At 55.8% G+C, this 20,800-nt stretch carries 21 protein-coding genes and 1 tRNA gene; 8 read left to right on the plus strand and 14 right to left on the minus strand.

Annotated elements, in window-relative coordinates:
• Positions 1–6: 6 nt before the first annotated feature.
• The 9 genes from GGE09_RS05275 to GGE09_RS05315 all read right to left on the minus strand — a co-directional run bounded on the left by GGE09_RS05275 (position 7) and on the right by GGE09_RS05315 (position 7,064).
• Positions 7–399, minus strand: a complete 393-nt coding sequence (locus GGE09_RS05275; RefSeq protein ID WP_309744555.1) for a PAAR domain-containing protein — start codon at positions 397–399, stop codon at positions 7–9.
• Between the two features lie 8 nt (positions 400–407).
• Positions 408–1,103: a hypothetical protein gene (locus GGE09_RS05280; protein ID WP_309744557.1), complete on the minus strand. Its 696-nt coding sequence runs from the start codon at positions 1,101–1,103 to the stop codon at positions 408–410.
• Positions 1,103–2,062 carry a hypothetical protein gene (locus GGE09_RS05285; protein ID WP_309744559.1) on the minus strand — a complete coding sequence of 320 codons (960 nt, stop codon included), beginning with the start codon at positions 2,060–2,062 and terminating at the stop codon, positions 1,103–1,105. The genes GGE09_RS05280 and GGE09_RS05285 overlap by 1 nt, the downstream gene beginning before the upstream one ends.
• A complete protein-coding gene (locus GGE09_RS05290; protein WP_309744561.1) occupies positions 2,052–2,696 on the minus strand; it encodes a hypothetical protein in 645 nt (214 codons plus the stop codon). Before GGE09_RS05290 ends, GGE09_RS05285 begins: the two co-directional genes overlap by 11 nt.
• 41 nt (positions 2,697–2,737) lie before the next feature.
• Positions 2,738–3,346, minus strand: coding sequence for a DNA circularization N-terminal domain-containing protein (locus tag GGE09_RS05295; RefSeq protein WP_309744563.1), 609 nt, complete (start codon positions 3,344–3,346; stop codon positions 2,738–2,740).
• Positions 3,346–4,326 carry a hypothetical protein gene (locus GGE09_RS05300; protein WP_309744565.1) on the minus strand — a complete coding sequence of 327 codons (981 nt, stop codon included), beginning with the start codon at positions 4,324–4,326 and terminating at the stop codon, positions 3,346–3,348. The genes GGE09_RS05295 and GGE09_RS05300 overlap by 1 nt, the downstream gene beginning before the upstream one ends.
• Positions 4,319–5,158, minus strand: a complete 840-nt coding sequence (locus GGE09_RS05305; RefSeq protein ID WP_309744567.1) for a hypothetical protein — start codon at positions 5,156–5,158, stop codon at positions 4,319–4,321. The genes GGE09_RS05300 and GGE09_RS05305 overlap by 8 nt, the downstream gene beginning before the upstream one ends.
• Positions 5,158–5,550, minus strand: a complete 393-nt coding sequence (locus GGE09_RS05310) for a hypothetical protein (protein ID WP_309744569.1) — start codon at positions 5,548–5,550, stop codon at positions 5,158–5,160. Before GGE09_RS05310 ends, GGE09_RS05305 begins: the two co-directional genes overlap by 1 nt.
• A 71-nt stretch (positions 5,551–5,621) precedes the next feature.
• Entirely contained in the window at positions 5,622–7,064 is a 1,443-nt protein-coding gene (locus tag GGE09_RS05315) for a phage tail sheath subtilisin-like domain-containing protein (protein ID WP_309744570.1), read from the minus strand.
• Positions 7,065–7,502: 438 nt separating this feature from the next.
• Between GGE09_RS05315 and GGE09_RS05320 the strand changes: the two genes are divergently transcribed.
• Positions 7,503–8,357, plus strand: coding sequence for an IclR family transcriptional regulator (locus GGE09_RS05320; RefSeq protein ID WP_309744572.1), 855 nt, complete (start codon positions 7,503–7,505; stop codon positions 8,355–8,357).
• Here the strand turns inward: GGE09_RS05320 and GGE09_RS05325 are convergent.
• The 3 genes from GGE09_RS05325 to GGE09_RS05335 are packed head-to-tail and all read right to left on the minus strand — an operon-like array spanning position 8,257 to position 11,681.
• The gene (locus GGE09_RS05325; protein ID WP_309744574.1) at positions 8,257–9,210 is read right to left on the minus strand and encodes a DMT family transporter; all 954 of its coding nucleotides are present in this window, start codon (positions 9,208–9,210) and stop codon (positions 8,257–8,259) included. The two genes, GGE09_RS05320 and GGE09_RS05325, sit on opposite strands and share 101 nt — an antisense overlap.
• Positions 9,203–10,909, minus strand: a complete 1,707-nt coding sequence (locus GGE09_RS05330) for an FAD-dependent oxidoreductase (protein WP_309744576.1) — start codon at positions 10,907–10,909, stop codon at positions 9,203–9,205. The genes GGE09_RS05325 and GGE09_RS05330 overlap by 8 nt, the downstream gene beginning before the upstream one ends.
• 19 nt (positions 10,910–10,928) lie before the next feature.
• Positions 10,929–11,681, minus strand: coding sequence for a glucose 1-dehydrogenase (locus GGE09_RS05335; RefSeq protein WP_309744578.1), 753 nt, complete (start codon positions 11,679–11,681; stop codon positions 10,929–10,931).
• Positions 11,682–11,856: 175 nt separating this feature from the next.
• Here GGE09_RS05335 and GGE09_RS05340 point away from each other — a divergent pair, with 175 nt between their 5' ends.
• The 7 genes from GGE09_RS05340 to GGE09_RS05370 all read left to right on the plus strand — a co-directional run bounded on the left by GGE09_RS05340 (position 11,857) and on the right by GGE09_RS05370 (position 19,306).
• Entirely contained in the window at positions 11,857–12,888 is a 1,032-nt protein-coding gene (locus GGE09_RS05340; protein WP_309744580.1) for a TRAP transporter substrate-binding protein, read from the plus strand.
• 81 nt (positions 12,889–12,969) lie between these two features.
• Positions 12,970–13,539, plus strand: coding sequence for a TRAP transporter small permease subunit (locus GGE09_RS05345; RefSeq protein ID WP_309744582.1), 570 nt, complete (start codon positions 12,970–12,972; stop codon positions 13,537–13,539).
• A complete protein-coding gene (locus tag GGE09_RS05350) occupies positions 13,532–14,872 on the plus strand; it encodes a TRAP transporter large permease subunit (RefSeq protein WP_309744584.1) in 1,341 nt (446 codons plus the stop codon). The genes GGE09_RS05345 and GGE09_RS05350 overlap by 8 nt, the downstream gene beginning before the upstream one ends.
• A gap of 294 nt (positions 14,873–15,166) precedes the next feature.
• Complete coding sequence (locus tag GGE09_RS05355; protein WP_309744586.1) at positions 15,167–16,261, plus strand: TRAP transporter substrate-binding protein; 1,095 nt, start codon at positions 15,167–15,169, stop codon at positions 16,259–16,261.
• A gap of 325 nt (positions 16,262–16,586) precedes the next feature.
• Entirely contained in the window at positions 16,587–17,159 is a 573-nt protein-coding gene (locus GGE09_RS05360; RefSeq protein ID WP_309744587.1) for a TRAP transporter small permease subunit, read from the plus strand.
• Complete coding sequence (locus GGE09_RS05365; RefSeq protein ID WP_309744589.1) at positions 17,159–18,550, plus strand: TRAP transporter large permease subunit; 1,392 nt, start codon at positions 17,159–17,161, stop codon at positions 18,548–18,550. The genes GGE09_RS05360 and GGE09_RS05365 overlap by 1 nt, the downstream gene beginning before the upstream one ends.
• Before the next feature lie 342 nt (positions 18,551–18,892).
• Entirely contained in the window at positions 18,893–19,306 is a 414-nt protein-coding gene (locus GGE09_RS05370) for a hypothetical protein (RefSeq protein WP_309744591.1), read from the plus strand.
• Positions 19,307–19,802: 496 nt separating this feature from the next.
• Here the strand turns inward: GGE09_RS05370 and GGE09_RS05375 are convergent.
• Both GGE09_RS05375 and GGE09_RS05380 read right to left on the minus strand, forming a co-directional pair.
• A tRNA-Gly gene (locus tag GGE09_RS05375) sits at positions 19,803–19,877 on the minus strand.
• Positions 19,878–19,972: 95 nt separating this feature from the next.
• Positions 19,973–20,800, minus strand: a complete 828-nt coding sequence (locus tag GGE09_RS05380) for a metallophosphoesterase (RefSeq protein ID WP_309744593.1) — start codon at positions 20,798–20,800, stop codon at positions 19,973–19,975.

Below are 20,800 nucleotides of genomic sequence, written 5' to 3' on the forward strand. Positions count from 1 at the left end.
TGGAAATTATCCTATAAAAACAGTGCCCGCAGCGATGATTGTGCCCATTGGCGCGTCGCTGGGATCGTTGCATGTCAGGGCTGTGTCGCCATTGCGCGCCGCTGCCTTGCCGTTGATGAAAACGGATGTGGACCCCATCATCACCTCGCCCGTGTCAGATGGCGGCGATTGGAACGGGCCGCCTTGGGGGATATGGGGGGGCGTGTTGGTGGCGGTGGATCCTTTGGTGGCGGCGGCCAGCCCTGTGATGAACACATCGCTGCTTAATTTGCCATCAATCAGCCCTGTAAAAGGGTGAGGCAGCGGTGTGGGCACGGTGGCGGTTCCGGCCGGGATCATCACAATATGGATGTCGGTGCCGACGATCTGGTCATTCTCTTTGGCGGCGGGCAGTCCCATAATAATCCTCAGTTCAGGTCAATTTTCGAAGCCTTCAGCGCCATGGTGCCGCTGGCTTTTATTTCGGTGTTTGTACTGGATTTCAGGATCAGATTGCCCCCTGCTTCAAAGGTGATGTCACCGTCTGCCGACAGGGCCGCATTGCCCGATCCATCCAGCGTAAAGGTCACGCCTCCGCTGGTCAGGGTGGCTGTGTCAGCATCCGCATCAAGGGTCAGGGCAAAGTCGTCCAGTTGCGCGGCAATGCTGGTATCGGTCATCTGCAATTCTGGGCCTTCGGGCAGGGTGACGCGCCAGATGCGCGACCCGTTGGTACCAGCGGTCTGGCGCATTTCGATTTGATCTGCGGGCGCAGCGCTGTGGGGCAGGCGGATCAGGCGTTCACCTTCGGCCATTTCGGGGGCGGAGACGGTTTCGGAAAACATCAAACCGCTGATGACGGGCGCATCAGGATCGCCGCCGATAAACTGCAACACCACCACATCGCCGACCATCAACGGTGCCAGTTGGCCCAGATAGCTGCTGCTGATTGGCACTTTCTGATAGACCGCTGTGCTGCCTTGCAGGCGCACATCACAGGCGTATTGGTTCAGCCCTGCCGCATCGGGCAGGTGCAGGCTGTCCACCACCCCAAAGGCAGAAGGTTGGTTGGACGCCAGTTCGTTTTGCACAACCGATTTTATCAAGGTCACCAGATCCAGCATCACATCCCCCTTACATCTGAAAAGGCATATTGCGCCGATAGACCCGCCGTAGCCGACAGGGTGACAGACAGGGATTCTATCCGTGTCAGGCGCAGCGGCAGGCCGTTGGCATCAGGGATCGTCACCACGTCACCGGGCGATGCGGCAACAGGCAACGGCGTGTGTAATTTGACGCCCGCTGACAAGGCAGCACTGCGCTGATCGGTTGCGGTTTGCAGCACCAGCGTGTCGGATAAAATCCGCAACGCGGCGGCACGGGTCTGGATCGCGGCGTCTGGCGGGCCAGACTGAATAGACGCAGGGTCCGCCATAGGCAGGGTTGTCATGCCGGGGCCGCTGGCCCCAAACGCACCTGCCCCTGTCACCCGTGCTTTGGCGTTGTTGTCGGGGAAGGACACATCGGCCAGTTCCTGCGCTGCCCTCTGGGTATCAAAACTGCCCGTTGGCACAGGCACAGCCAGCGCGGCGGTGGACACCAATCCGTTCGCATCACTGGTCAGGGCCAAGCCGCTAAGCTGTGCCAGCCGCAGACAATGGCGCAGCAGGGAGATGCCCGACCCCAGCACCATATGGGGAATGGTCAACCCGGGCAGGATAGTCCCCACAGGCACGCTGGCAGCGGCACAAAGATCGGTGATAATCTGCCCCGCCGTGGTGGCGGAATAGGCTGTATCGGCTTGCGTGACATTCAACGCGGCCAACGGTTCCAACAGGGTCAGATGCGCCCCTGTGGCCCTGTTTGTCACCTGTTGCAGACTGCCTGTCATCAAGCGATAGGTGCTGCCGCCGGTTTGCGCTGTCAGAAAGGCCAGCGCATCTACTGCGGGGGGGGCCACTCCTGCGGGCAGTACAATTTGCGCGCGCCCGACAGGATAGGCCAGCCCCCGATCCAGCCGTAGGGACCGGATCGGAACATCTGTACCGTCTACGGTAAGGGTTATGCCAGTCTTAGCGGTCATCGCTACCCTTTGGGCCAACAGCCAATGATTTCAACAGGTAAGCGGTGCTTTGCGCCACATAGGTCGCAAAAATCTGATAGGCGTCCTTGCTGCTAAGGACCCCTTCCACCGCATTGATTGCATCGGTCACGGGCTGGGTGTTCAGATTGCTGTTGGCCGCCGCGTTAAACACATCCAGCACCCCTTGGACATAGCCAAAATCAGGGTCTGTTCGCGCACCAGAGGCGGGATTGTTCAGCTCCTTAAACGCGGTAATACGATCATCCAGCCCCGCGGTGTTCAACAGGCCCTGCACCTCGTCATTGACTTTGGTCATGAAGTTTTTGATCTCGGTGCTAGCGGACATGATGGCGTCGCCCACGGGCAGGCCTTCGAATAATGTGTCGATGGCGTCTTCCAGATTGTCGGTGACTTTTAGTTCGGAGAAGGCGTCATTGATCGCTGTGAGATGGGTTGTGACATCCACTGCATCTGCTACCGGATCGTTCCCCGGAGGCCAGATCAGATCATTGCTAAAGGTGACGCCGTTAAAGGTTTCACCGCCAGAAATAATGGTGTTCAGGTTGTTCAACGCCAGTGAAATATTCTTGGAGCGTTGATCGAGTTCATTAAAAAGTTCGGTTCCAGTAGCCATGTCAAAAATCCTTTCAGAGTGGCAAATTCAAATGGTGAAAATTAGGTGTCGGATGCAGAAATCACCTTTCCGGCGGCATCCAAAAGCGCCTGAATTCCCATGGCGCCTTCAACAAAGGCCGCCGCGTCTTCGACAAAGTCTTTCAGCGTATCAATGGCATCCAGCGCGCCTTGGGCCTGTCCCAGCGCATCCGCCAGACCGGCCATAGCATCCAACCCAAGGGCGGCATCCAGATCGCCAAGTTCGGCCAGAAAATCAGTGGAAAACCCGCCGATTGTGGGCGCAGGGGGCGGCACATAATGGCGCAGGCTCATGGAATAAGCGTAACCACCGGGCATCTTCCCCGATTGCACCACATTCAAGGATTCCAGAAGCGTCTGTTCAATATCCGCCCCGACCGCGGCAGAGGACACAAAATCCTGCGGTGCACCACTGGCAAAACTGCTGCGCAATTCTTCTAGGCGTGTGCCGGCATCAGGCCCGAGTGCAAGGCCGGACAGGGTGATACGGGCGGCAGTTTGGCCCAGATCCTGCACCAGATCACTGTCCCATCCGGGTACCGAATGTGTCGCCAGATTGCGGGTTTGATCCACCCGTAATTCAGTGACGCGGTTCAGTTCCAGATCGCCGATCAGCACTGTCTCTGCCATCAGAAAACCCCCGGAATACGCAGGCCGTGGCGCAGCATGTCTTGGGCCAGAATATCGGCCAAAGCCGCGCGCAGGCGGGTTTGAAAATCGAAATCATCTTCGGCATTAGGGGCAGGGGCTTGCAGCGGGGCATCGTTCTGCGCGTTTTGGGTGTTCGGGCGCAAAAGGCTGTCCACTAAAGCAGAAAGCGAACCGCTACTTGTGTTGGTTGTTTCGAGGGCAGCGCTTGCATTACGCGAGGGGATAGTTTTGCTGCCAACAGATGAAGCACTGCGCTGTCCCGTTGCAGTGGTTTCAAACGCAGGCTGTTGGGGCTGGACAATACTGAACGGCGTTTGCCCCTCCTGTGGGCTGCCCCCTTGCAAACCTATCCCCTGCAGCTGCGCATTTCGCGTCGCAAACGGGTTTGGCAAATTGACCATTGCGCGCCCGTCTGGATAAATTTGCATGGGCATCGACGTCTGATCAGTCTGGATTTGGGCTGCGTAAGCTGCCGTACGGCGCGCAATCCCGTTACGCAGCATTTTGAGCAGTAGCTGTGACGAAGTAGCTGTATCTTGCCGTGTATCATCTTGTTCTGTTTGCGTGTCGGCCTGTGTGACAGGGCTGTTTGTCACCAGCTTTAAAACCTGCTGTGAAGGCGTGATCTCGCTGTTGGGATTGGGCTTTAACGCACTTGGGGAAAGGGCATCCGAAGTTGCTTTCGCCAAGGACGTGGCCACGTCTTGCGCTGCGACTGGCTGATGCTGGCCATGTTCTGGCGGATCAAAAACCGCCGAGTTTACCCTGTGCGCGGGCGCGCGCAACCCCGCTTCCTGATCCGTTAAAACTGTGGTTTCCGCGCTAGGAAAACCCGCGGCATCTGTCCGCTCTGGTCCGCGTCGCACAAGCGCCTGATGGGCCAGTGTCAGAACCGAACCCGCAGTTTGGGACAGCGCATCGCCCAAACGGGGGCGCAGATATGCGGCGGGATTAGTCATCGTTGATCACAATCTGCGTGACGTTATCACCCATCGGTGCAGTGGCCGTGTGTGAAGCAGGCTGCGGTGCGCTTGCGGCCAGCAACCGCGCGGCAGCGTTTAGCCGTTTGGCGGTGGCAGCGGGCAAAGCCTCGGCCGCATCGGGGGTTATGCCAAAGGTCAGACACAGGGTTGCAAGTTCAAGATCAGGGTGCTGTAGGCCAGCCTTGGCAAAGGCGTGGATTTCAGTGCCAGCCGCAGGATCAGACAGCCGCCGCGCCTCGGTGATCAGGGCTTCGCCGACCACAAGGGGCAGGGCGCGCAGGGTGGGGATACTGATCGGAGCATCTGTTTTCGTGTCGGTGGTCGAGCGGGCCACAAGGGTCAGCTCATACAGGCTGGCGTTCATTTGCGGACCGTCGGCCTGCAGCACCAACGCATCGCGCAGGCAGGTGTTTCGAGCGGAAAAGCTAAGCGGGTGCAAGGTGAATTCATGCTGGACCGTTGTAACAGTAGCCCCGTCATCCACAGCGGCAACTTGGACGTTCAATTCCTTGCGCTGGGTCTCTAACGCTTTGGTTCCAGAGGCCAAAAGCGTGTCTGCCAGAACCGCTGGCAAATCGGCAATGCGCGGGATCGGGCGAAAGTTCTGGGCCGCATCGGCCTGTTCGACACTGGCTGCAATCCAGGCTTGTAACAGGCGATCGGGATCGGCGCGATCGGTGCTGTCCTGCCCCCGTGCGGCGCGGTCCAGAATATCCAGCCAGCGCCCCCAGTCAGGCAGGGTCAGGCGGAAATGTCCCGCCTCTAGCACCAGATCAAAAGGTGCGGTTATATGGGCCTGGGCAGCCATCAGCCTGCAGACTCGCGGGTTGCGCTAAAATCATAGAGGGTTTCGGCCACGCCGCCCACGCCCATGGCAAACCGTTTGCCGTGGCCATAACATTCCTGCAACGAGATGACGTTTTCCTCTTCGCCGTCAGCCCCGTCAAAATTGGTGGAAATCACCACCTGAAACGACTGGTTGGTGTTGAATTTTTCATCCAACACCGCAACGGTGGACCGCGCTTTGATCACTCCTGTGACGCGGGTTGTCCCAAAAATAATGCCGATCCGCTCGGCCTCGCCTATGGCTGCGATGTCCTGGCTGGGGCGGTCGGTGACAAAGCTGATGTCTTGCAGGCCTTCGACGGGTTCGCCGTCGATCAGAACTTTGGACCGGTTGGCGCTGAGGATTTTTGGCATGGATCTATCCTTATGATTTTGACGGAGTCCGGGCGGGGACTGCCCGGGCATCCTTCGGCAAATGTAGGGTCTTAAAAGGCGCGGACGTTGATCGTCGCGTAGATGTAATCAATGGCGCGTACGGGGCGCACAGCGATGCCGATACGCACGATTCCGGCGGCGGCATCCGCGTTTGTGGCAGTGACTTCCACCTCGTAGGGGGGTGAAAGCCCATCGGCGCTGGGCACGAGTGCACCCTCGCGGTACATGGCGTTGAACGCCTCGTCTATGCGCTGGCGCAGGGCACTGCGTTGAGCCTGATTGTTCAGCAAGCCTATGTAATCAATCGCAATATTCTGCACGGTGCGCACCGCGCGATCGGCTGTGCGCTGCACGTTGATCTGGTACTGGCTGGTGGCGATGCCCTTGACCACGGCCACGCCTTTGCGCGGCAATGTGTCAATCGGCAACAGACCAGCAGTCAGCAGGGTTTTCAAATCCCCATCCGAAAAATCGAAATTCGGGGCCGCAATTCCGCGCAGGGTTTTGAAGGTGGGAGACTGGAAATATTTCTGCGCGGACAACAGCCCTGCAACCGCCCCCACATAACCGCTTGGGGCCGTCAAAACAAAGCGGTCCGAGGTTAGCGCCAGCGCCATAGCTTTAGCGGACTCAATATCAGGGCGGGTGGTGCCATGGGGCGGGATTTGCCCCAGACCGATGCGGTTGGCGGCTTTGCGGCTCATGGTTTCGCAATGGGAAATCACCGCGGAATTCAGCTCGGTTGCGTCGGCGGCATTGCTAATCCGGTTGGACGCAATCACCATATCCACCTGCCGCTGGGTTTCCAGCCGTTCCAGCGCTGCGGAATAGGCGCTGACAGTGGGTTCCAAACCGCCGCTTAGCGCCACGGGGGGATTGTCTGGCTTGATGTTTTGCGGTGCGATAGCCCCGCCAACAGCCGCGGGGGGGACGGCTGCTGGCAGTTTGATCAGCCCGCTTTCGCCATTGATCACGGTCATAAAAAACCGCGGATCATCGACCAAAGTGGACAGATTTCGGAAGGTTTCAGAAAACTTACCCGCCTGCACATTTGTGCTGCCGATAAAGATAAACACATCGACGGTTTTGGCAGCGCCCGCGCCTTTGGTGACAAAGCGCACGAATAAATCATTGCCCCAAACCCCCGCTGCCCGTGCCGACACCCGCAAAGGCGCTGCCGTCGGGGTGTCATCCGCCGCGAAAAGATCGAATTGCACGTTCAAGCCCGCCGCCAACCCCGCCGAGGCAGGCAGGGCGGCGCAGACCAGTGATTTCAATCCATTGGAAAAGGCCAACTCCACCTCTGGCATAGAGGCCACAGAGCCCGCGCCAAACAGGTCGCGGAATTCCGACAGGGTGGTGACTTCGCGCAGCGGCTGATCGGCCAGCGGACGTTCGGCGCATCCCACTATGCCCAACACGCCAGCAGCCCCAAGACCGCGGGGGACCAGCTCTTTTACGACGGTGATTTCGATTCCGGGTATGGTTAGCATAAAAATCTCTTTTTCTGTTGGAACACAAAAGCAAATTCAGTGGGTAATCGGGCGGGTAAATCGGATATTTTGAATATGCCTCAACGGTTCCGCAGATACTGAGTCGAGTCAACCTGTGATGGTGTGAAAAGTTTACGTGGAATTTTTTTAGGTAAGGTGTTGCGGTTTTTAATATATTTAACAGCACATTAAATGTGAGCCAGTTTTCGCCTTATGGGTGTGGGTAATATTTTTTTAACGATTTTCTGGCGTTTTTTTACGGTGCTCTGATCCCGTGCTCTGCTGGTGTTTCAACCGGTTTGGCATGATTTGCTCGGGGCGAATGTTCGTCCAAAAAAACAGTTTTTACCGCACTGGCTCTATTGATTTTGCCTTGTGATGTGTATGGTAAACCATCCTTGGCAGGACTTGCTCCGCCGCCCCTAGTAAGGCTTTACGATGCCCAAATCCTCTCAATCCGAACCCGCATCGCGGGGTGTGCAGTCTATCGAAACCGGCGGGCGTATTTTACGAGAGTTGGCGAATGCCTATGGGCCGATCAAGCTGCGGGATCTGGCGGCGCTGTTGAATGTGGCACCTGCACAGTTGCACCCCTACCTTGTCAGTTTTCGGGCGATGGAAATGGTAGAGCAAACCGCGCGTGGCACCTATCAGCTTGGCCCTTTTGCGCTGCAACTGGGGTTGGCGCGGTTGCGCGGGCAGAATGCCTACCGCGATACCATCGCGCGGGTGGGCGATCTTTCGGATGCGCTGGGGCTGATGATTTCCGTGTCGGTTTGGGGTGCGCAGGGGCCGACGATCACTTATGTTCAAGAATATGCCGCGCGGATTCATGCGAATGTGCAGGTGGGCGGCATTTATAACATGACGGTCACAGCCACGGGACGGGTGTTTGCCGCATTCCTACCGCCCTCCATGACAAAACCAGTGATTGAACGGGAATTGACTGACCATGAATTCCGCCGCCGCGCCTTGTTTGACATAGACGAGGCCGCATACAACCGCGCCGTGGCGGAAACCAAAAAACTTGGCTATTCGATCACGCGGGATATGCCAATTCCCGGGGTTTCGGCAGTGGCTGCGCCCGTATTTGATCACACGGGCGCGATGCAGTTATGTGTGACGGCGATCGGGCCGACGGGATTGATCGACCTTGATCCCAAAGGCGAGGCCACCACAGGATTGCTGGAATTTACCGAGAAACTTTCGCGGGATTTCGGCCATGAGCACGCCAGCGCCCCATCAGACCCGGTAAGTTTAACGAGACAAGTAAACCCAGTGTTGCAACAATAATCCCCACCATTTGGGGCAGGTTCGGCACCCGCCCTGTCATGGGAATGGCCATCAAAACCGCCAATGGTGGCACCAGCGCGGGGAACACCCCTGCCGCAATCGGACCAAGGCGCACCACGGCCAAAACGTAGAACACAATGGCCAAAGCGCCGCCCAGAACGCCTTGATATGCGAATTGGATGGCCCAAAGCCCAAGGTCGGTTACGACTGTTGACGTGGACAACAGGTAAACCGGCAGGAAGATCACCGTGGATGACAGGGCAATCGCCCCTGTTGCAGCAACAGAATCCAGCCGCCATCTGGACATCAGCCATGTGAATGTGCCCCAAAGACTACCAGACACCACAAAGCACAAATCCCCCAGCCAAGCACTGGCGGCGGTTGCGCCTGCATGGGGTGCGGCGCTGCGATCCGCAGCGATGAACATCAGCCCTGTCACCAACAACCCCATGCCTGCCAGTCGGGATTTGCTGACAGGAGATTTGTCGATGAAACGGGACAGGGCGGCACTGCTCAGCATTGTGACACCCGGTCCGATCACCACCGCATGGGCCAGAGGGGCCATGGAAAACCCTGTGGTGATGAACCAGGCAAAGGGTGGGCCAGCCACCACGGTCAGCACCGCCAACCGCCCCCAGTTCAGCCCCTGCATCGGAGATTTGCGCATCACAAGCATCAGGGGCAGCATCACAACCGCCCCGCCAAGATAGCGCAGCAGGGTCAGATCGGCACTGGAAAACCCCTGTGTGCGCCCGATTTCAACCCCGACATTATAGACCCCCCAGCCAAGCGAGGCTGCAAGCCCGAAGCACAGCCCTACCAGAAGTGCCGAGGAGTCCTGCGGGTTACGCATTTGCGCCAGACATATGGCGCGCGGCGATATAACCAAAGGTTACCGCTGGCCCAAGGGTGATACCGCCACCGGGGTAATTGCCCCCCATAATGCTGGCCGCGTCATTGCCCGCCGCATAAAGCCCGCCAATGGGTTTGCCAGCGTCATCCAGAACCTGCGCATATTCATCACAGCGCAGCCCAGAAAACGTGCCAAGATCGCCCATTACCAGTTTGATCGCATAGTAAGGTGCGGTTTCAATCGGCGCGACACAGGGATTTGGTTTGTGTTCGGGATCACCCAACGAGCGGTTATAGGATGTTGATCCACGTGCAAATTCAGGATCCTCGCCACGGCGTGCCGGACCGTTGAACGACTCAATGGTTTGGGCCAAAGCTTCGGGATCAGCCCCAATCTGTTTGGCCAGTTCTTGTGGAGTTTGACCGCAGAACAGATAGCCCGATTTGATGTGGTGCTTATAAGGCACGGGGGCGGGTTTCACATAGCCCAACCCGTATTTGCGCAGGGTGCGATGGTCGCAGATGAAAAAGGCGCAGGTTTCGCCGCCTTCTTGTGCAATACGCGCCGTCAGGGATTGGCCGAAATCATGGTAGCTGTTCGCCTCGTTGCAAAACCGAGTGCCGGATCGGGTGACGCCGATCACGCCGGGTTTGGAACGGTCCACGAAATGGGGGAAAGTACCCAGCGTGCCATCGGATTTCAGCGGGCGCGAAATCGGCACCCATGCGGCGGCGTTGGGCAACGTGTCATCCACAGTCGCGCCAACAGCTTCTGCCAACCGCAGCCCGTCACCCGTATTGCCCGGAGGCGCAGGCGAAGCATGTTCATAGCCCGTTGGCGCATGGGGAAACAGTTCCTTGCGCCGTGTCGGGTCTTGCGGAAAGCCCCCTGCCGCCAGCACAACACCTTTGGAGCATTGCACTTCGATGGTGCCTTTGACCGTTTCTACCAATGCCCCTGTGACGCGGCCAGAATCGTCGCGCAGCAGTTGGCGCACGGCGGCGCGGGTCCAGATTGGCACGTCTTTTTCCGCGCAGGATTTGGCCAGTCGGGCCGCCAGCGCATTGCCGTTCATCAATCGCATGGGACGGCCATGAAACGCCATATCACGCAGGAATTTCAGGAACAGTTTGGCCACATAAAACGCCGAAATCGGAGAGCGGGTGACGTTGAAAAAGTGCAACAACTCTTTGCCGGTGCCGATCATCATGCCCAGAAAGGTGATTTCAGACAGGGGCGGGCGCAGGCGTTTGATGTCTTTGCCCAATTCGCGCCCGTCAAAGGGGCGCGCGACAATCGAGCGCCCGCCGTCGATTCCGCCAGGTGCATCAGGGTGATAATCGGCGAATGTGGGGCCAAGGTCGAATTGCAGGTGGGTGTTGTTTTCAAAGAAATCCACAGCCTTTGGGCCAGCTTCCAGAAAGGCCGCAACACGGGCAGAATCAAAATGCTCGCCGGTTTCGTGTTTCATATAAGTCGTCGCCATTTCGACGCTGTCTTTAACGCCGGCCCGTTTTGCAGGTGCATTATTGGGAATCCACATCCAGCCGCCAGAACGGGCGGTTGTGCCGCCAAAGACCGGCTCTTTTTCCACAACCAGTGTCTTCAAACCGCGATGTGCCGCTGACACAGCCGAAGCCAATCCGCCCGCGCCAGAGCCGACAACCAGCACGTCACAGGTGTATTTTTCGTAAGTCATATTTTCAAAACTCCAGGAATTAGGCTGTCAGATAGCCGCCATCAACGGGCAGTAGGGCACCGGTGATGTAGCTGGCGGCCGCAGAGGCCAAAAAGACGGTGGGACCGGCCAGTTCGTCCGGTTCACCCACGCGGCCCATGGGGGTATGGGCCATAAATCGGGCAATGGCGTCGGGGTTGTCGCGGGTGACTTCGGACATCGGGGTGGCGATGACACCGGGCAGCAGCGCGTTGACCCGCACGCCTTTGGGGGCCAGTTCGTGGGACAGGGCTTTGGTATATTGTGCAACCGCGCCTTTACTGGCGGCATATGCGGTCATGGCAGAGGCCGCTTGCAGCGACATGATAGAGCCAAGGTTGATCACACTGCCGCGGGTTTCACAGAGCTGGTCCACAAATGCCCGCACCATATGACGCATACCGTTCACGTTCACTGCGAATGTGGCGTCCCAGTCTGCATCATAGGTGTCTGCGTCCAGCGGGCTGCGGCGGATGATACCTGCGTTGTTTACCAATATGGAAACCGCGCCCCAGTCCTTCGCTATCTTTGATGCAAAGGCTTTTGCCCCGTCAGGATCGGTCACATCCAGCTGTGCTGACATGGCTTTGCCACCTTCGGCGTTGATCGCAGCAGCCTGCTGCGCGGCTGTGTCCCCGTTTAAATCGCAAAGCGCCACATGTGCGCCTGCTTGTGCCAGCCCGCGTGCAATCGCGGCACCGTTTCCTTGGCCTGCTCCGGTCACCACCGCGATGCGGCCTGATAAGTCGAACATATTTGCCTCCCAGTTATTTGTGTATTGCAAATTAGTTATCTTATAGCTAATAATTTACGAGTCGCCAAGAGCATTTGAGACGCAATTCTGTGATGGTATTGTGGTTCAAGGGTGGGATAGACCGTTCTGGCGCATCATACATCGGCCTTTGGGCCATTTAACTGGGAGGACCATTATGAAGAATTTACTAGCGGTTACGGCTATTGGTGCAGCGGCTATCGCAGGCTCGGCGCAGGCGGAAAGCTTTGATCTACAAAGCGTATTTGGCTTGAACGTGCCCTCTATCGGCCCAAGCCCTGTGCATTGGGCGGAAAAGGTCAAACTGATGACCGGCGGCGAAGTGGACATTAAGGTCCATGGCTCAGGCGATTTCGTTCCTCCGTTCGAAGTCTTTGGCGCAGTCAGCACCGGTGCCTTGCCGATGGGCTTTGACTGGATCGGATATTGGGCGGGTAAAATCCCTGTTGCGAACCTTGTCGGTTCCATGCCCTTTGGTCCCAGTCCCGAAATTGCACTGGGCTGGATGTTTGAAGGTGGCGGTCTGGAAATTATCCAGAAAGCCTATGATCCCCATAACGTGAAAATCGTACCCTGCCACTTGGTGGTTCCCGAAGCAGGCGGTTGGTACAACAAAGAGATCAACACGGTTGCGGATTTTCAGGGCCTGAACGTGCGGATTGCGGGTCTGGGCGGCAAGGCTCTGGCCAAACTTGGCGCGAACACGCAGTTGGTTCCTGCGGGCGAAATTTATGTTTCTTTGGAAACCGGACGTATTGATGCGGCTGAATTTTCCGCACCGCAACTGGATGTGGGCTTTGGTTTTCAGGATGTGGTAAAGAACTACTACTTCCCGGGCTGGCATCAGCCATCCAGCTGGGATTCGATCATTGTGAACATGGATGTGTGGAACGGTCTGTCCGATTCAACGCAAGCGATTATGATCGAGGCGTGTAAAGCCAACATCACCGACAACCTTGCCGATCAGATCAATTCCCAAGAGGCCGCGATCCAAAAGATCGAAGCTGCTGGCGTCACAGTAAAACGTTTCCCTGATGAGGTTCTGGTTGCTTTGCGGGATGCCTCAAACGAGGTGATGTCCGAAGAAGCCCAGAACGATCCGATCTTTAAAGAAGCTTACGAGTCGCTGACGGCATACATCAACAGCGTTGGCCGGTGGAGTTCTCTGCAAGCACTGCCCGCGCGCTGAACTTTTTAATCTGACGTGTGAAAGCTGCCCTTTTCTGGGCAGCTTTTTGTACCTAAAGCGGGTGGTGAAAAGGGGGATGAAATGCGTAGATTTCTGACTGGGGTGATCTGGTTATGTGCGGCACCGGGTCGGTTTGTCGGCTGGCTGGTTCTGGCGATTATCCTGATGGTTTGTCTGGCGGTTGCCGCCGCGCAGCTTGGCATAAACAACTACGGAAAATGGGATGCGAACCTGTTTCTGCTGGGGCGCGGCATCAGTGTGAACACGTTGTTGGACCTGCAATGGTGGTGTTTTGCACTGGTTGTTTTATTCGGCGGGGCTGTGGCCTTTCGCGAAGACAAACATGTTTCGGTCGATTTCCTTTCGTCAAATTTTTCACCGCGCGTGCAGTTGATCCTGCAAACCATCGGCGATCTGGTTCTGCTTGTGCCGTTTTGCGCGATCATCATCTGGTACGGCAGTAAATTTGCCCTAACCGCCTGGACCTCGGGCGAGGGGTCCAGCTATGGCGGCTTGTCCAATATCTGGGTGATCAAATCTTTTGTGCCCATCGGGTTTGCCCTGTTGGGGCTGGCAGGGCTGGCACGGGCAGGGCAGTCAATTCACACCCTGATATTCGGCGCACAAACCAAGGACACCCCTCATGAGTGATGTATATTTCTGGCCAATCGCCATGCTGCTGGGCCTGATTGCAGGGATTTTCGCAGGCTATCCAGTGGCTTTTGTGCTGGCGGGCGTGGGTATCATCTTTGCCTTTGTGGCTGGCGTGCCTGTGCTGTTTCTATCCATCGGCGTGCAGCGGATATTCTCGGGGGTTTTGACCAACTGGCTGCTGATCGCGATTCCCTTGTTTGTCTTTATGGGGCTTATGCTGGAACGATCCGGCATCGCTGAACGGTTGTTACGCTCGCTTGCTTCGCTGTTTCGTACCATCCCGGGGGGCTATGCCTTTGCGGTGGCGCTGATCGGGGTGATCATGGCGGCGTCGACGGGGATCATCGGGGCCTCTGTTGTGTTGATGGGGATGATGGCGCTGCCTGTGATGCGGGACAACGGCTATGATCCGCGGATTTCCAGCGGGTTGATCGCGGCCTCTGGCACTTTGGGAATTCTGATCCCGCCAAGCGTTATGCTGATCATTCTGGGTGACCAGCTGAGCATTTCTGTCGGGGCTTTGTTCATGGGAGCGATGATGCCGGGGCTGCTGCTGGCCTCGCTTTATGTGGCGTATCTTCTGTTTATCGTCTGGCGCTCGCCTGAACGGATGCCTGCGGCGAAATCTGTACCAGCGATGCCCTTGAAGGAGGCGGCAATGTCATTGGCGATGGATCTGTTGCTGCCCATCGTGCTGATCCTGTCGGTTCTGGGGACCATTGTGGCTGGTATCGCGACGCCCACGGAATCTGCGGCAATCGGCGCGGCGGGGGCCATGTTGTTGGCGCTGTTTTCCAGAAAGCTGAACATAAGCGTTCTGGGGCAGGCCCTGCGCGACACGACCAGCACCACAGCGATGATTGTGTTTGTGATGATCGGCGCGACAATTTTTAGCCTGATCTTTCGTAAACTGGGCGGGGATGCCATGATCATCGACCTGTTCAAACTGGAAGATCACAGCCCCTATGTTGTGCTGCTGATCGTCATGGCCTTTGTTTTTGTACTGGGGTTCTTTCTGGAATGGGTGGAAATCACGTTGGTTGTGGTGCCTTTGATTGCCCCAGTCATCGCGGGTTTGGATTTTGGTCTGACCAAAGACGAAACCCTGATTTGGTTTGCAGTGGCACTGGCCGTTAACTTGCAAACCTCCTTCCTGACACCGCCCTTTGGCTATGCGCTGTTCTACCTGCGCGGGATTGCACCGGATTTGCCGATCACCACCATTTACCGTGGTGTGATTCCTTTTGTCTTGCTGCAACTGACAGGCTTGGCCCTGATCCTTATCTTTCCGGCTATTTCCTTGTGGCTGCCGGAATATCTGGGCCGTTAACCCAATAAATCCTGCCTGAAAGCTGGGTTGGAAACGCGCGAAATCCTTGTTTCGCCATTTACCTGCCGCCCCTTGTTCAGTCAAAGAGGCGGCAGGAATTTTAAATTTTTTCCGATTTTAAAACAATAGATTAACTCAAGAAGTCGATCACTTTTTAGGGATGTCATAATCAATTACCCGATTGCGATAGACAAGTTTCCTGAATTTTGCTTCTATCCGCGCGGATGGAGAAATCCTGCTGCTGGTCCCCATATTGGACGGCAGAAAGTTTTTTGTAAAATAGGGAGGTCTACAATGGATCGTCGTTCGTTTATTTCAAAAGCCGGTGTGCTTGGCGTTGGGGCTGCGGCCACGACACTGGCTGCACCTGCAGTGTCTCAGGGCAACCTTACGTGGCGCATGGTTACCACTTGGCCAAAGAATTTCCCCGGTCTGGGTGTGGGCGCACAACGTCTGGCCGACCGGATTACAGCCGCATCTGGCGGCCGTCTGACGATCAAAGTTTACTCTGCTGGCGAATTGGTTCCCCCGTTGCAAAGCCTTGACGCTGTCATCGACGGCGCGGCTGAAATGAGCCACGGTGCTGCCTATTACTGGCAGAATAAATCGCCAGCTTTGTCGTTCTTCACGGGTGTGCCTTACGGCATGACCTCGCGCGAATTGACAGCTTGGGTGCGCTACATGGGCGGTCAGGAAATCTGGGACGAAATCTATGACCAATTCGGCGTTCAGGGCTTTTTGTCCGGCGACACTGGCACGCAAGCTGGTGGCTGGTTCAAAAACGAACTGACGGGTGTTGATTCCGTAAACGGTCTGCGGTTCCGCACACCGGGTCTGGGCGGCCGTGTTTGGGAAAAACTTGGCGCAACTGTCACCAACATGGCAGCTGGCGAGATTTTCCAGGCGCTGCAATCAGGTACATTGGATGCGGCTGAATTTGTTGGCCCTTACAACGATCTGGCGCTTGGCTTCTATCAGGTTGCCAAAAACTACTACTTCCCGTCCTTCGTTGAGCCAGGTCTGGCCACTGAACTGGTTGTGGACAAGAAGAAATACCAAGCCCTGCCCGAAGACCTGCAAGCCATCGTGCGCGATGTGTGTCAGGCTGAATACGATCAGGTTGCGTCCGACTTCTATGCCAACGACCCGCGCGCGCTTCAAACGCTGGTCAACGATCACGGTGTAAACGTGCGTCAGTTCCCCGAAGAGATCCTGAAAGCCGGTGCTGAAGCTGCGAAGGAAATCATGACAGGTCTGCGTGAATCCGATGATCCGCTGGTGAAAAAGACGGCTGAAAGCTTTATCGAATCGCTGAACATTGTGCGGACACGGTCCAAAACAACAGACGGCGCATTTGTGAACGCCCGCGAAGCCTATTTCCAGATTTAAGGATAGGGGCGGTTTGGTGTATAAATTTGCGCCAAGTTCCGTGCCCTGCCACTAAAATAGACACCTGCCAGTGCAAACTGGCGGGTGTTTTTTGTAAAACCGACCATAACCCATGTCAGGTCAGGCGTTTTTGACTTGGATGATCCAACGCCGAGGGGTAAATCGGCGCCAGTGCTGTCTCCTTCCCTGTAGGCAACAGCATAGGCCGTGTAAGCACCGGACCACCCGTTGGTTTTGCGCTGCACGGCGTTCGGGATACCAAATTACAGGGTAGCATCACACCGCGTCCCATTGGAAAACGGCGCGCAAAAGAGGGGGAGTAGACATGCAGGCCATCGCGTTTTGCGCCAGAGTCATTTGCTCTATCAATTACTGGTTGGGGAAATCCTTTTCCTGGCTGTCCTTAGGCATCGTCGCCGTGTGTTTCACCGTTGTGGTGCAGCGGTATGTTTTCGCAGTCAGCTATGTCTGGATGCAGGATCTTTACATCTGGTTAAACGGCGCAATGTTTACTGGCGTAGCGGGGTTTGCCCTGATGCGTGATGATCACGTTCGGGTGGATATTTTCTATCGCCCTGCCAGCATCAAACGCAAAGCGGCGATTGATCTGATCGGAGTGGTTCTGTTCCTGCTGCCCTTTAGCTGGGTGGTTTACACCTATTCCATGCCCTTTGTGCAACGCTCTTGGGGCTATTATGAATCCTCGGCCAATGTGGGCGGGATGCCCGGGTTGTTTATTCTAAAGACTTTTATCATCGGGTTTGCCGCCCTTCTGGCCCTGCAAGGGTTGGCGATGGCGATCCGGTCGGTGCTGGTTCTGGGTGGTCGCCCTGATCTTGTTCCGGCGCGGATTCAATACCCAGTACCCGAAATGACAGACGCGCAAAGAGAAATCTAATGGACCCAGTATTTATCGGTGAGCTCCTCTCGGGGCTAATGTTCTTTGGGATTATCGGGTTTCTTTTGCTTGGTTTTCCGGTGGCCTTCACACTGGCAGGGGTGTCTTTGCTGTTTGGTCTGGCGGGGATGATGTTCGGGGTGTTTGATCCCAGCAATTTCGGGTCGTTGCCCAACCGCTATATCGGGTTCATGACCAACGAGGTGTTGGTGGCGGTGCCGCTGTTCATCTTTATGGGGGTGATGCTGGAACGATCCAACATCGCAGAGCAATTGTTGCTGACCATGGGCAAGCTGTTTGGCAGCATGCGCGGCGGTTTGGGCTTTTCGGTGGTCATCGTGGGCGCGATGCTTGCGGCATCCACAGGGGTTGTGGGGGCCACGGTTGTGACCATGGGGCTGATTTCCCTGCCTGCCATGTTACGCGCTGGGTATGACCCGAAACTGGCTACGGGTGTTATCTGTGCCAGTGGTACATTGGGGCAGATCATTCCACCTTCTACCGTGTTGATTTTCATGGGTGATATGCTGTCTGGCATCAACAGTCAGGTGCAAATGGCCAAAGGCAATTTTGCGCCTGTGCCTGTGTCTGTGGGTGATCTGTTTGCGGGTGCTTTGCTGCCGGGTTTGTTGCTGGTTGGTCTGTATCTGGGCTTTGTCGCCTTTAAGGCGATCACCGATCCCCAATCCTGCCCGGCCATGCCTGTGCCCGCCGAAGAAAAGAGCGGCCTGATGCGCGAAGTGTTTGTCGCCCTTGTTCCGCCCTTTATCCTGATCCTTGCCGTGCTTGGCTCTATCCTTGGCGGTATCGCCACCCCGACCGAGGCGGCCTCTGTGGGCGCTGTGGGGGCCATGGTGCTGGCGGCATTGCGCTGGCGTCTGTCTTTTGCGGTTCTGCGCGACACAGTGGTGTCAGCGGCGACAATCACCAGTATGGTGTTTGTGATCCTGATGGGGGCTTCGGTGTTTTCCGTGGTGTTCCGCCTGATGGGGGGGGACAATCTGGTGCATGAGTTCCTGTCGAACCTGCCCGGTGGTACCTTGATGGCTGTGGCCGTGGTGATGGCGATCATGTTTGTGCTTGGCTTCATTCTGGATACGTTTGAAATCATCTTCATCGTGATCCCGATCACAGCCCCGATCCTGCTGGCACTGGACGTTGATCCGGTCTGGCTGGGCGTTCTGGTAGGTGTGAACCTGCAAACATCCTTCCTAACACCGCCCTTCGGCTTTGCGCTGTTTTACCTGCGCGGTGTGGCGCCGGCTAATCTGCCCACTTCGGCGATTTACAAAGGCATCCTGCCGTTTGTGCTGCTGCAAATCATCGCCATAGCCTGCCTGTTCCTGTTCCCGGGGATCGTCACATGGCTGCCAAGGCTGATCGCGGGCTAGGAAGCCTCGACACCCCCCTTGAAACCGGTCCCAAAGGCCGCCTGTCCCCCCTACAGGCGGTCTTTGGCTTGTAGGGGGGGCAGTTCCATTGATTTTTTTTGAGGAAATAGTGGGATACTCCCTGGGGGGGGTGAACGGCCTATTGCTGACATTTGTGTCTAACGGCAACTCTCAGCCCAAAGTTACATGCTGGTTTCCAAATAGCTGGTTAGAGATTAACTTAGTTTCAAACATGTTCTATGTATTCTCAAGTAACCAACACTCTGATCAAATAGGGATTACAAAATGCCCACATTGAACGTCACGCTTGTAATTTTGGCCCGATAAAGGAAAACAAAATAGGTGACATTTTCAACCAAATTCCTGTGGGTCTTAGGACTATTCGTAACTCTACTGCTAGGCTTTGTGTGGTTAGCCTTTACCTTTTCAGGCTCATCAGTCAGTTCAACAACCTATATTTATGCAAGCGAAACGATTTCAGCAGAAGAATTAGAGAAAAAGAAGAATGCCCATAGTTCGAGATTTACTAAGTTTTGTAAGGATACTATTACACCATCAGATTGCAAATTTTGGGACATTGTATCAATTTCAATGCGGGAAGGTGGGATGCGCTTTACAATAAGATCTCAACCCAGATTCAGTGTTTTTGGTGGGTATAGCTTGGCGAATAAACATGTCGCGGCAGAAGAAGCAGTTTTTTCCGTCTTAAATGGAAATATTAAGTCTGTACGTCGCAGACTTCTTTGGCTCCAATAGCGAAAGCTAAATTTTTGCCAATAATCTTGAATCGAATTATTTTTTGAACACATTTGTTTGAATTTTTGAAGTTAGTACAAAGCAGGTTACAGGAATGGCAGATTTTGTCTGCATAGCGAACCTTGGCGCAGATTGCAGCCTAGGTCTCCAATCCGCCCAACACGTCGGATTGTCATGTCCGCTTTGGGCCGTTCGCTCAGACTTTGCAAAGTCCCCTTCCTGCGCATTGCTGGCCTTCGAACAGGATGCGGCGAAAACCCGCAATCCGCCCTAATTTTTTCAGCATCACAGCCGTTAAAGCTTTTTTCAGAAATATTTGGTGTAATTCGTGCTTAGAAAATTAAATGCGGGGTGGCTTAGGAAAGGGGCGTATTGCCAAGTCGGAGCTTTGAGCGCCTTCCCTGTGGTGGCGTTGGTGGAAATGAACAACACTGTCCCAAAACGAAACATGGGCTACAGTTTTCACTGTAACCCATTGTTTTCTTAACTTACGATTTGGAGCGGGCGAAGAGATTCGAACTCTCGACCCTAACCTTGGCAAGGTTATGCTCTACCCCTGAGCTACGCCCGCTTCCTTATCGTGTGGCAGCGTATAGCGAGAAAGGCGAACATAGGGCAAGGGGAAAATGAAAGAAAAATAGAAAAAAATCGTATTGGGCCAATTGCCTAGTCTGGCAGGGTTTCAGGGCTGGTCGACTGGATGGTTGTTGCAAGGTCAAAGTCTTCGGAATGCACGATAATTCCGTCTTCGGTCAGCAGGATGATCCCATAGGCTGCGGGTTCCGGGGTGCCAAGTGTCATGTCGGTTGATCCAATGGCCAGTGGCATCTGGTGGCAGGTACTTTTCAGCATGGAAAAGCCGAATCCGTCCCAGTGACCCGAAATTGTACGGTGCACATGGCCACAGACCAGATGGATCGGAACGCCCGAGGCTTTTAACACCGCGTGCATGCGTGCGTCGTCGCGCATGCGGATTTGGTCCATACCGGTGAAGCCGATGCGAAACGGCGGATGGTGGGAAAACAACAGCACCCGCTGGCTGGCCTGCTTGGCTTCTGACAGCTGTTCCGTCAGCCAGTCAAAGCGGGCGTCACAATAAGCGCCAAAGTGGGCGTAGGACACCGCAGGCGGCCCGAAAAGCGTGTCGAGCGTCAACACGCGGGTATCCCCATAGCTGTGGCTGGTTTGCAAAAAGCCAGCCCCGTCTGTTACAACATGGGGCAGGGTGGCGATCAGCGTGTCGCGGTTGTCGTGATTGCCTGCCATCAAGGTGATAGGAATATCCACGCCGCGAATACTGTGGGCAAAACGGCTATATTCTTCGGCGGTTCCCGAATTGGCCAGATCGCCCATCAGGACAATGCGTTCTGCGTCGGGGTGGTGGGTGATGCCATGATCCAGCGCACGGCGGAATTTTTCAAACGGATCAAGTCCGATAATCTTCTGGCCTTCGGGTGTCATGTGAATGTCAGTGAAGGCCAGAAGTTTTTGCAT

It is taken from the genome of Roseobacter sp. N2S, from assembly GCF_031454055.1.
Taxonomy (GTDB): Bacteria; Pseudomonadota; Alphaproteobacteria; order Rhodobacterales; family Rhodobacteraceae; genus Amylibacter.

Coding starts and splice junctions, on each gene's coding strand:
- GGE09_RS05275 (WP_309744555.1), bottom strand. CDS start 399: ATGGGACTGCCCGCCGCCAAAGAGAATGACCAGATCGTCGGCACCGAC.
- GGE09_RS05280 (WP_309744557.1), bottom strand. CDS start 1,103: ATGCTGGATCTGGTGACCTTGATAAAATCGGTTGTGCAAAACGAACTG.
- GGE09_RS05285 (WP_309744559.1), bottom strand. CDS start 2,062: ATGACCGCTAAGACTGGCATAACCCTTACCGTAGACGGTACAGATGTT.
- GGE09_RS05290 (WP_309744561.1), bottom strand. CDS start 2,696: ATGGCTACTGGAACCGAACTTTTTAATGAACTCGATCAACGCTCCAAG.
- GGE09_RS05295 (WP_309744563.1), bottom strand. CDS start 3,346: ATGGCAGAGACAGTGCTGATCGGCGATCTGGAACTGAACCGCGTCACT.
- GGE09_RS05300 (WP_309744565.1), bottom strand. CDS start 4,326: ATGACTAATCCCGCCGCATATCTGCGCCCCCGTTTGGGCGATGCGCTG.
- GGE09_RS05305 (WP_309744567.1), bottom strand. CDS start 5,158: ATGGCTGCCCAGGCCCATATAACCGCACCTTTTGATCTGGTGCTAGAG.
- GGE09_RS05310 (WP_309744569.1), bottom strand. CDS start 5,550: ATGCCAAAAATCCTCAGCGCCAACCGGTCCAAAGTTCTGATCGACGGC.
- GGE09_RS05315 (WP_309744570.1), bottom strand. CDS start 7,064: ATGCTAACCATACCCGGAATCGAAATCACCGTCGTAAAAGAGCTGGTC.
- GGE09_RS05320 (WP_309744572.1), top strand. CDS start 7,503: ATGCCCAAATCCTCTCAATCCGAACCCGCATCGCGGGGTGTGCAGTCT.
- GGE09_RS05325 (WP_309744574.1), bottom strand. CDS start 9,210: ATGCGTAACCCGCAGGACTCCTCGGCACTTCTGGTAGGGCTGTGCTTC.
- GGE09_RS05330 (WP_309744576.1), bottom strand. CDS start 10,909: ATGACTTACGAAAAATACACCTGTGACGTGCTGGTTGTCGGCTCTGGC.
- GGE09_RS05335 (WP_309744578.1), bottom strand. CDS start 11,681: ATGTTCGACTTATCAGGCCGCATCGCGGTGGTGACCGGAGCAGGCCAA.
- GGE09_RS05340 (WP_309744580.1), top strand. CDS start 11,857: ATGAAGAATTTACTAGCGGTTACGGCTATTGGTGCAGCGGCTATCGCA.
- GGE09_RS05345 (WP_309744582.1), top strand. CDS start 12,970: ATGCGTAGATTTCTGACTGGGGTGATCTGGTTATGTGCGGCACCGGGT.
- GGE09_RS05350 (WP_309744584.1), top strand. CDS start 13,532: ATGAGTGATGTATATTTCTGGCCAATCGCCATGCTGCTGGGCCTGATT.
- GGE09_RS05355 (WP_309744586.1), top strand. CDS start 15,167: ATGGATCGTCGTTCGTTTATTTCAAAAGCCGGTGTGCTTGGCGTTGGG.
- GGE09_RS05360 (WP_309744587.1), top strand. CDS start 16,587: ATGCAGGCCATCGCGTTTTGCGCCAGAGTCATTTGCTCTATCAATTAC.
- GGE09_RS05365 (WP_309744589.1), top strand. CDS start 17,159: ATGGACCCAGTATTTATCGGTGAGCTCCTCTCGGGGCTAATGTTCTTT.
- GGE09_RS05380 (WP_309744593.1), bottom strand. CDS start 20,800: ATGCAAAAACTTCTGGCCTTCACTGACATTCACATGACACCCGAAGGC.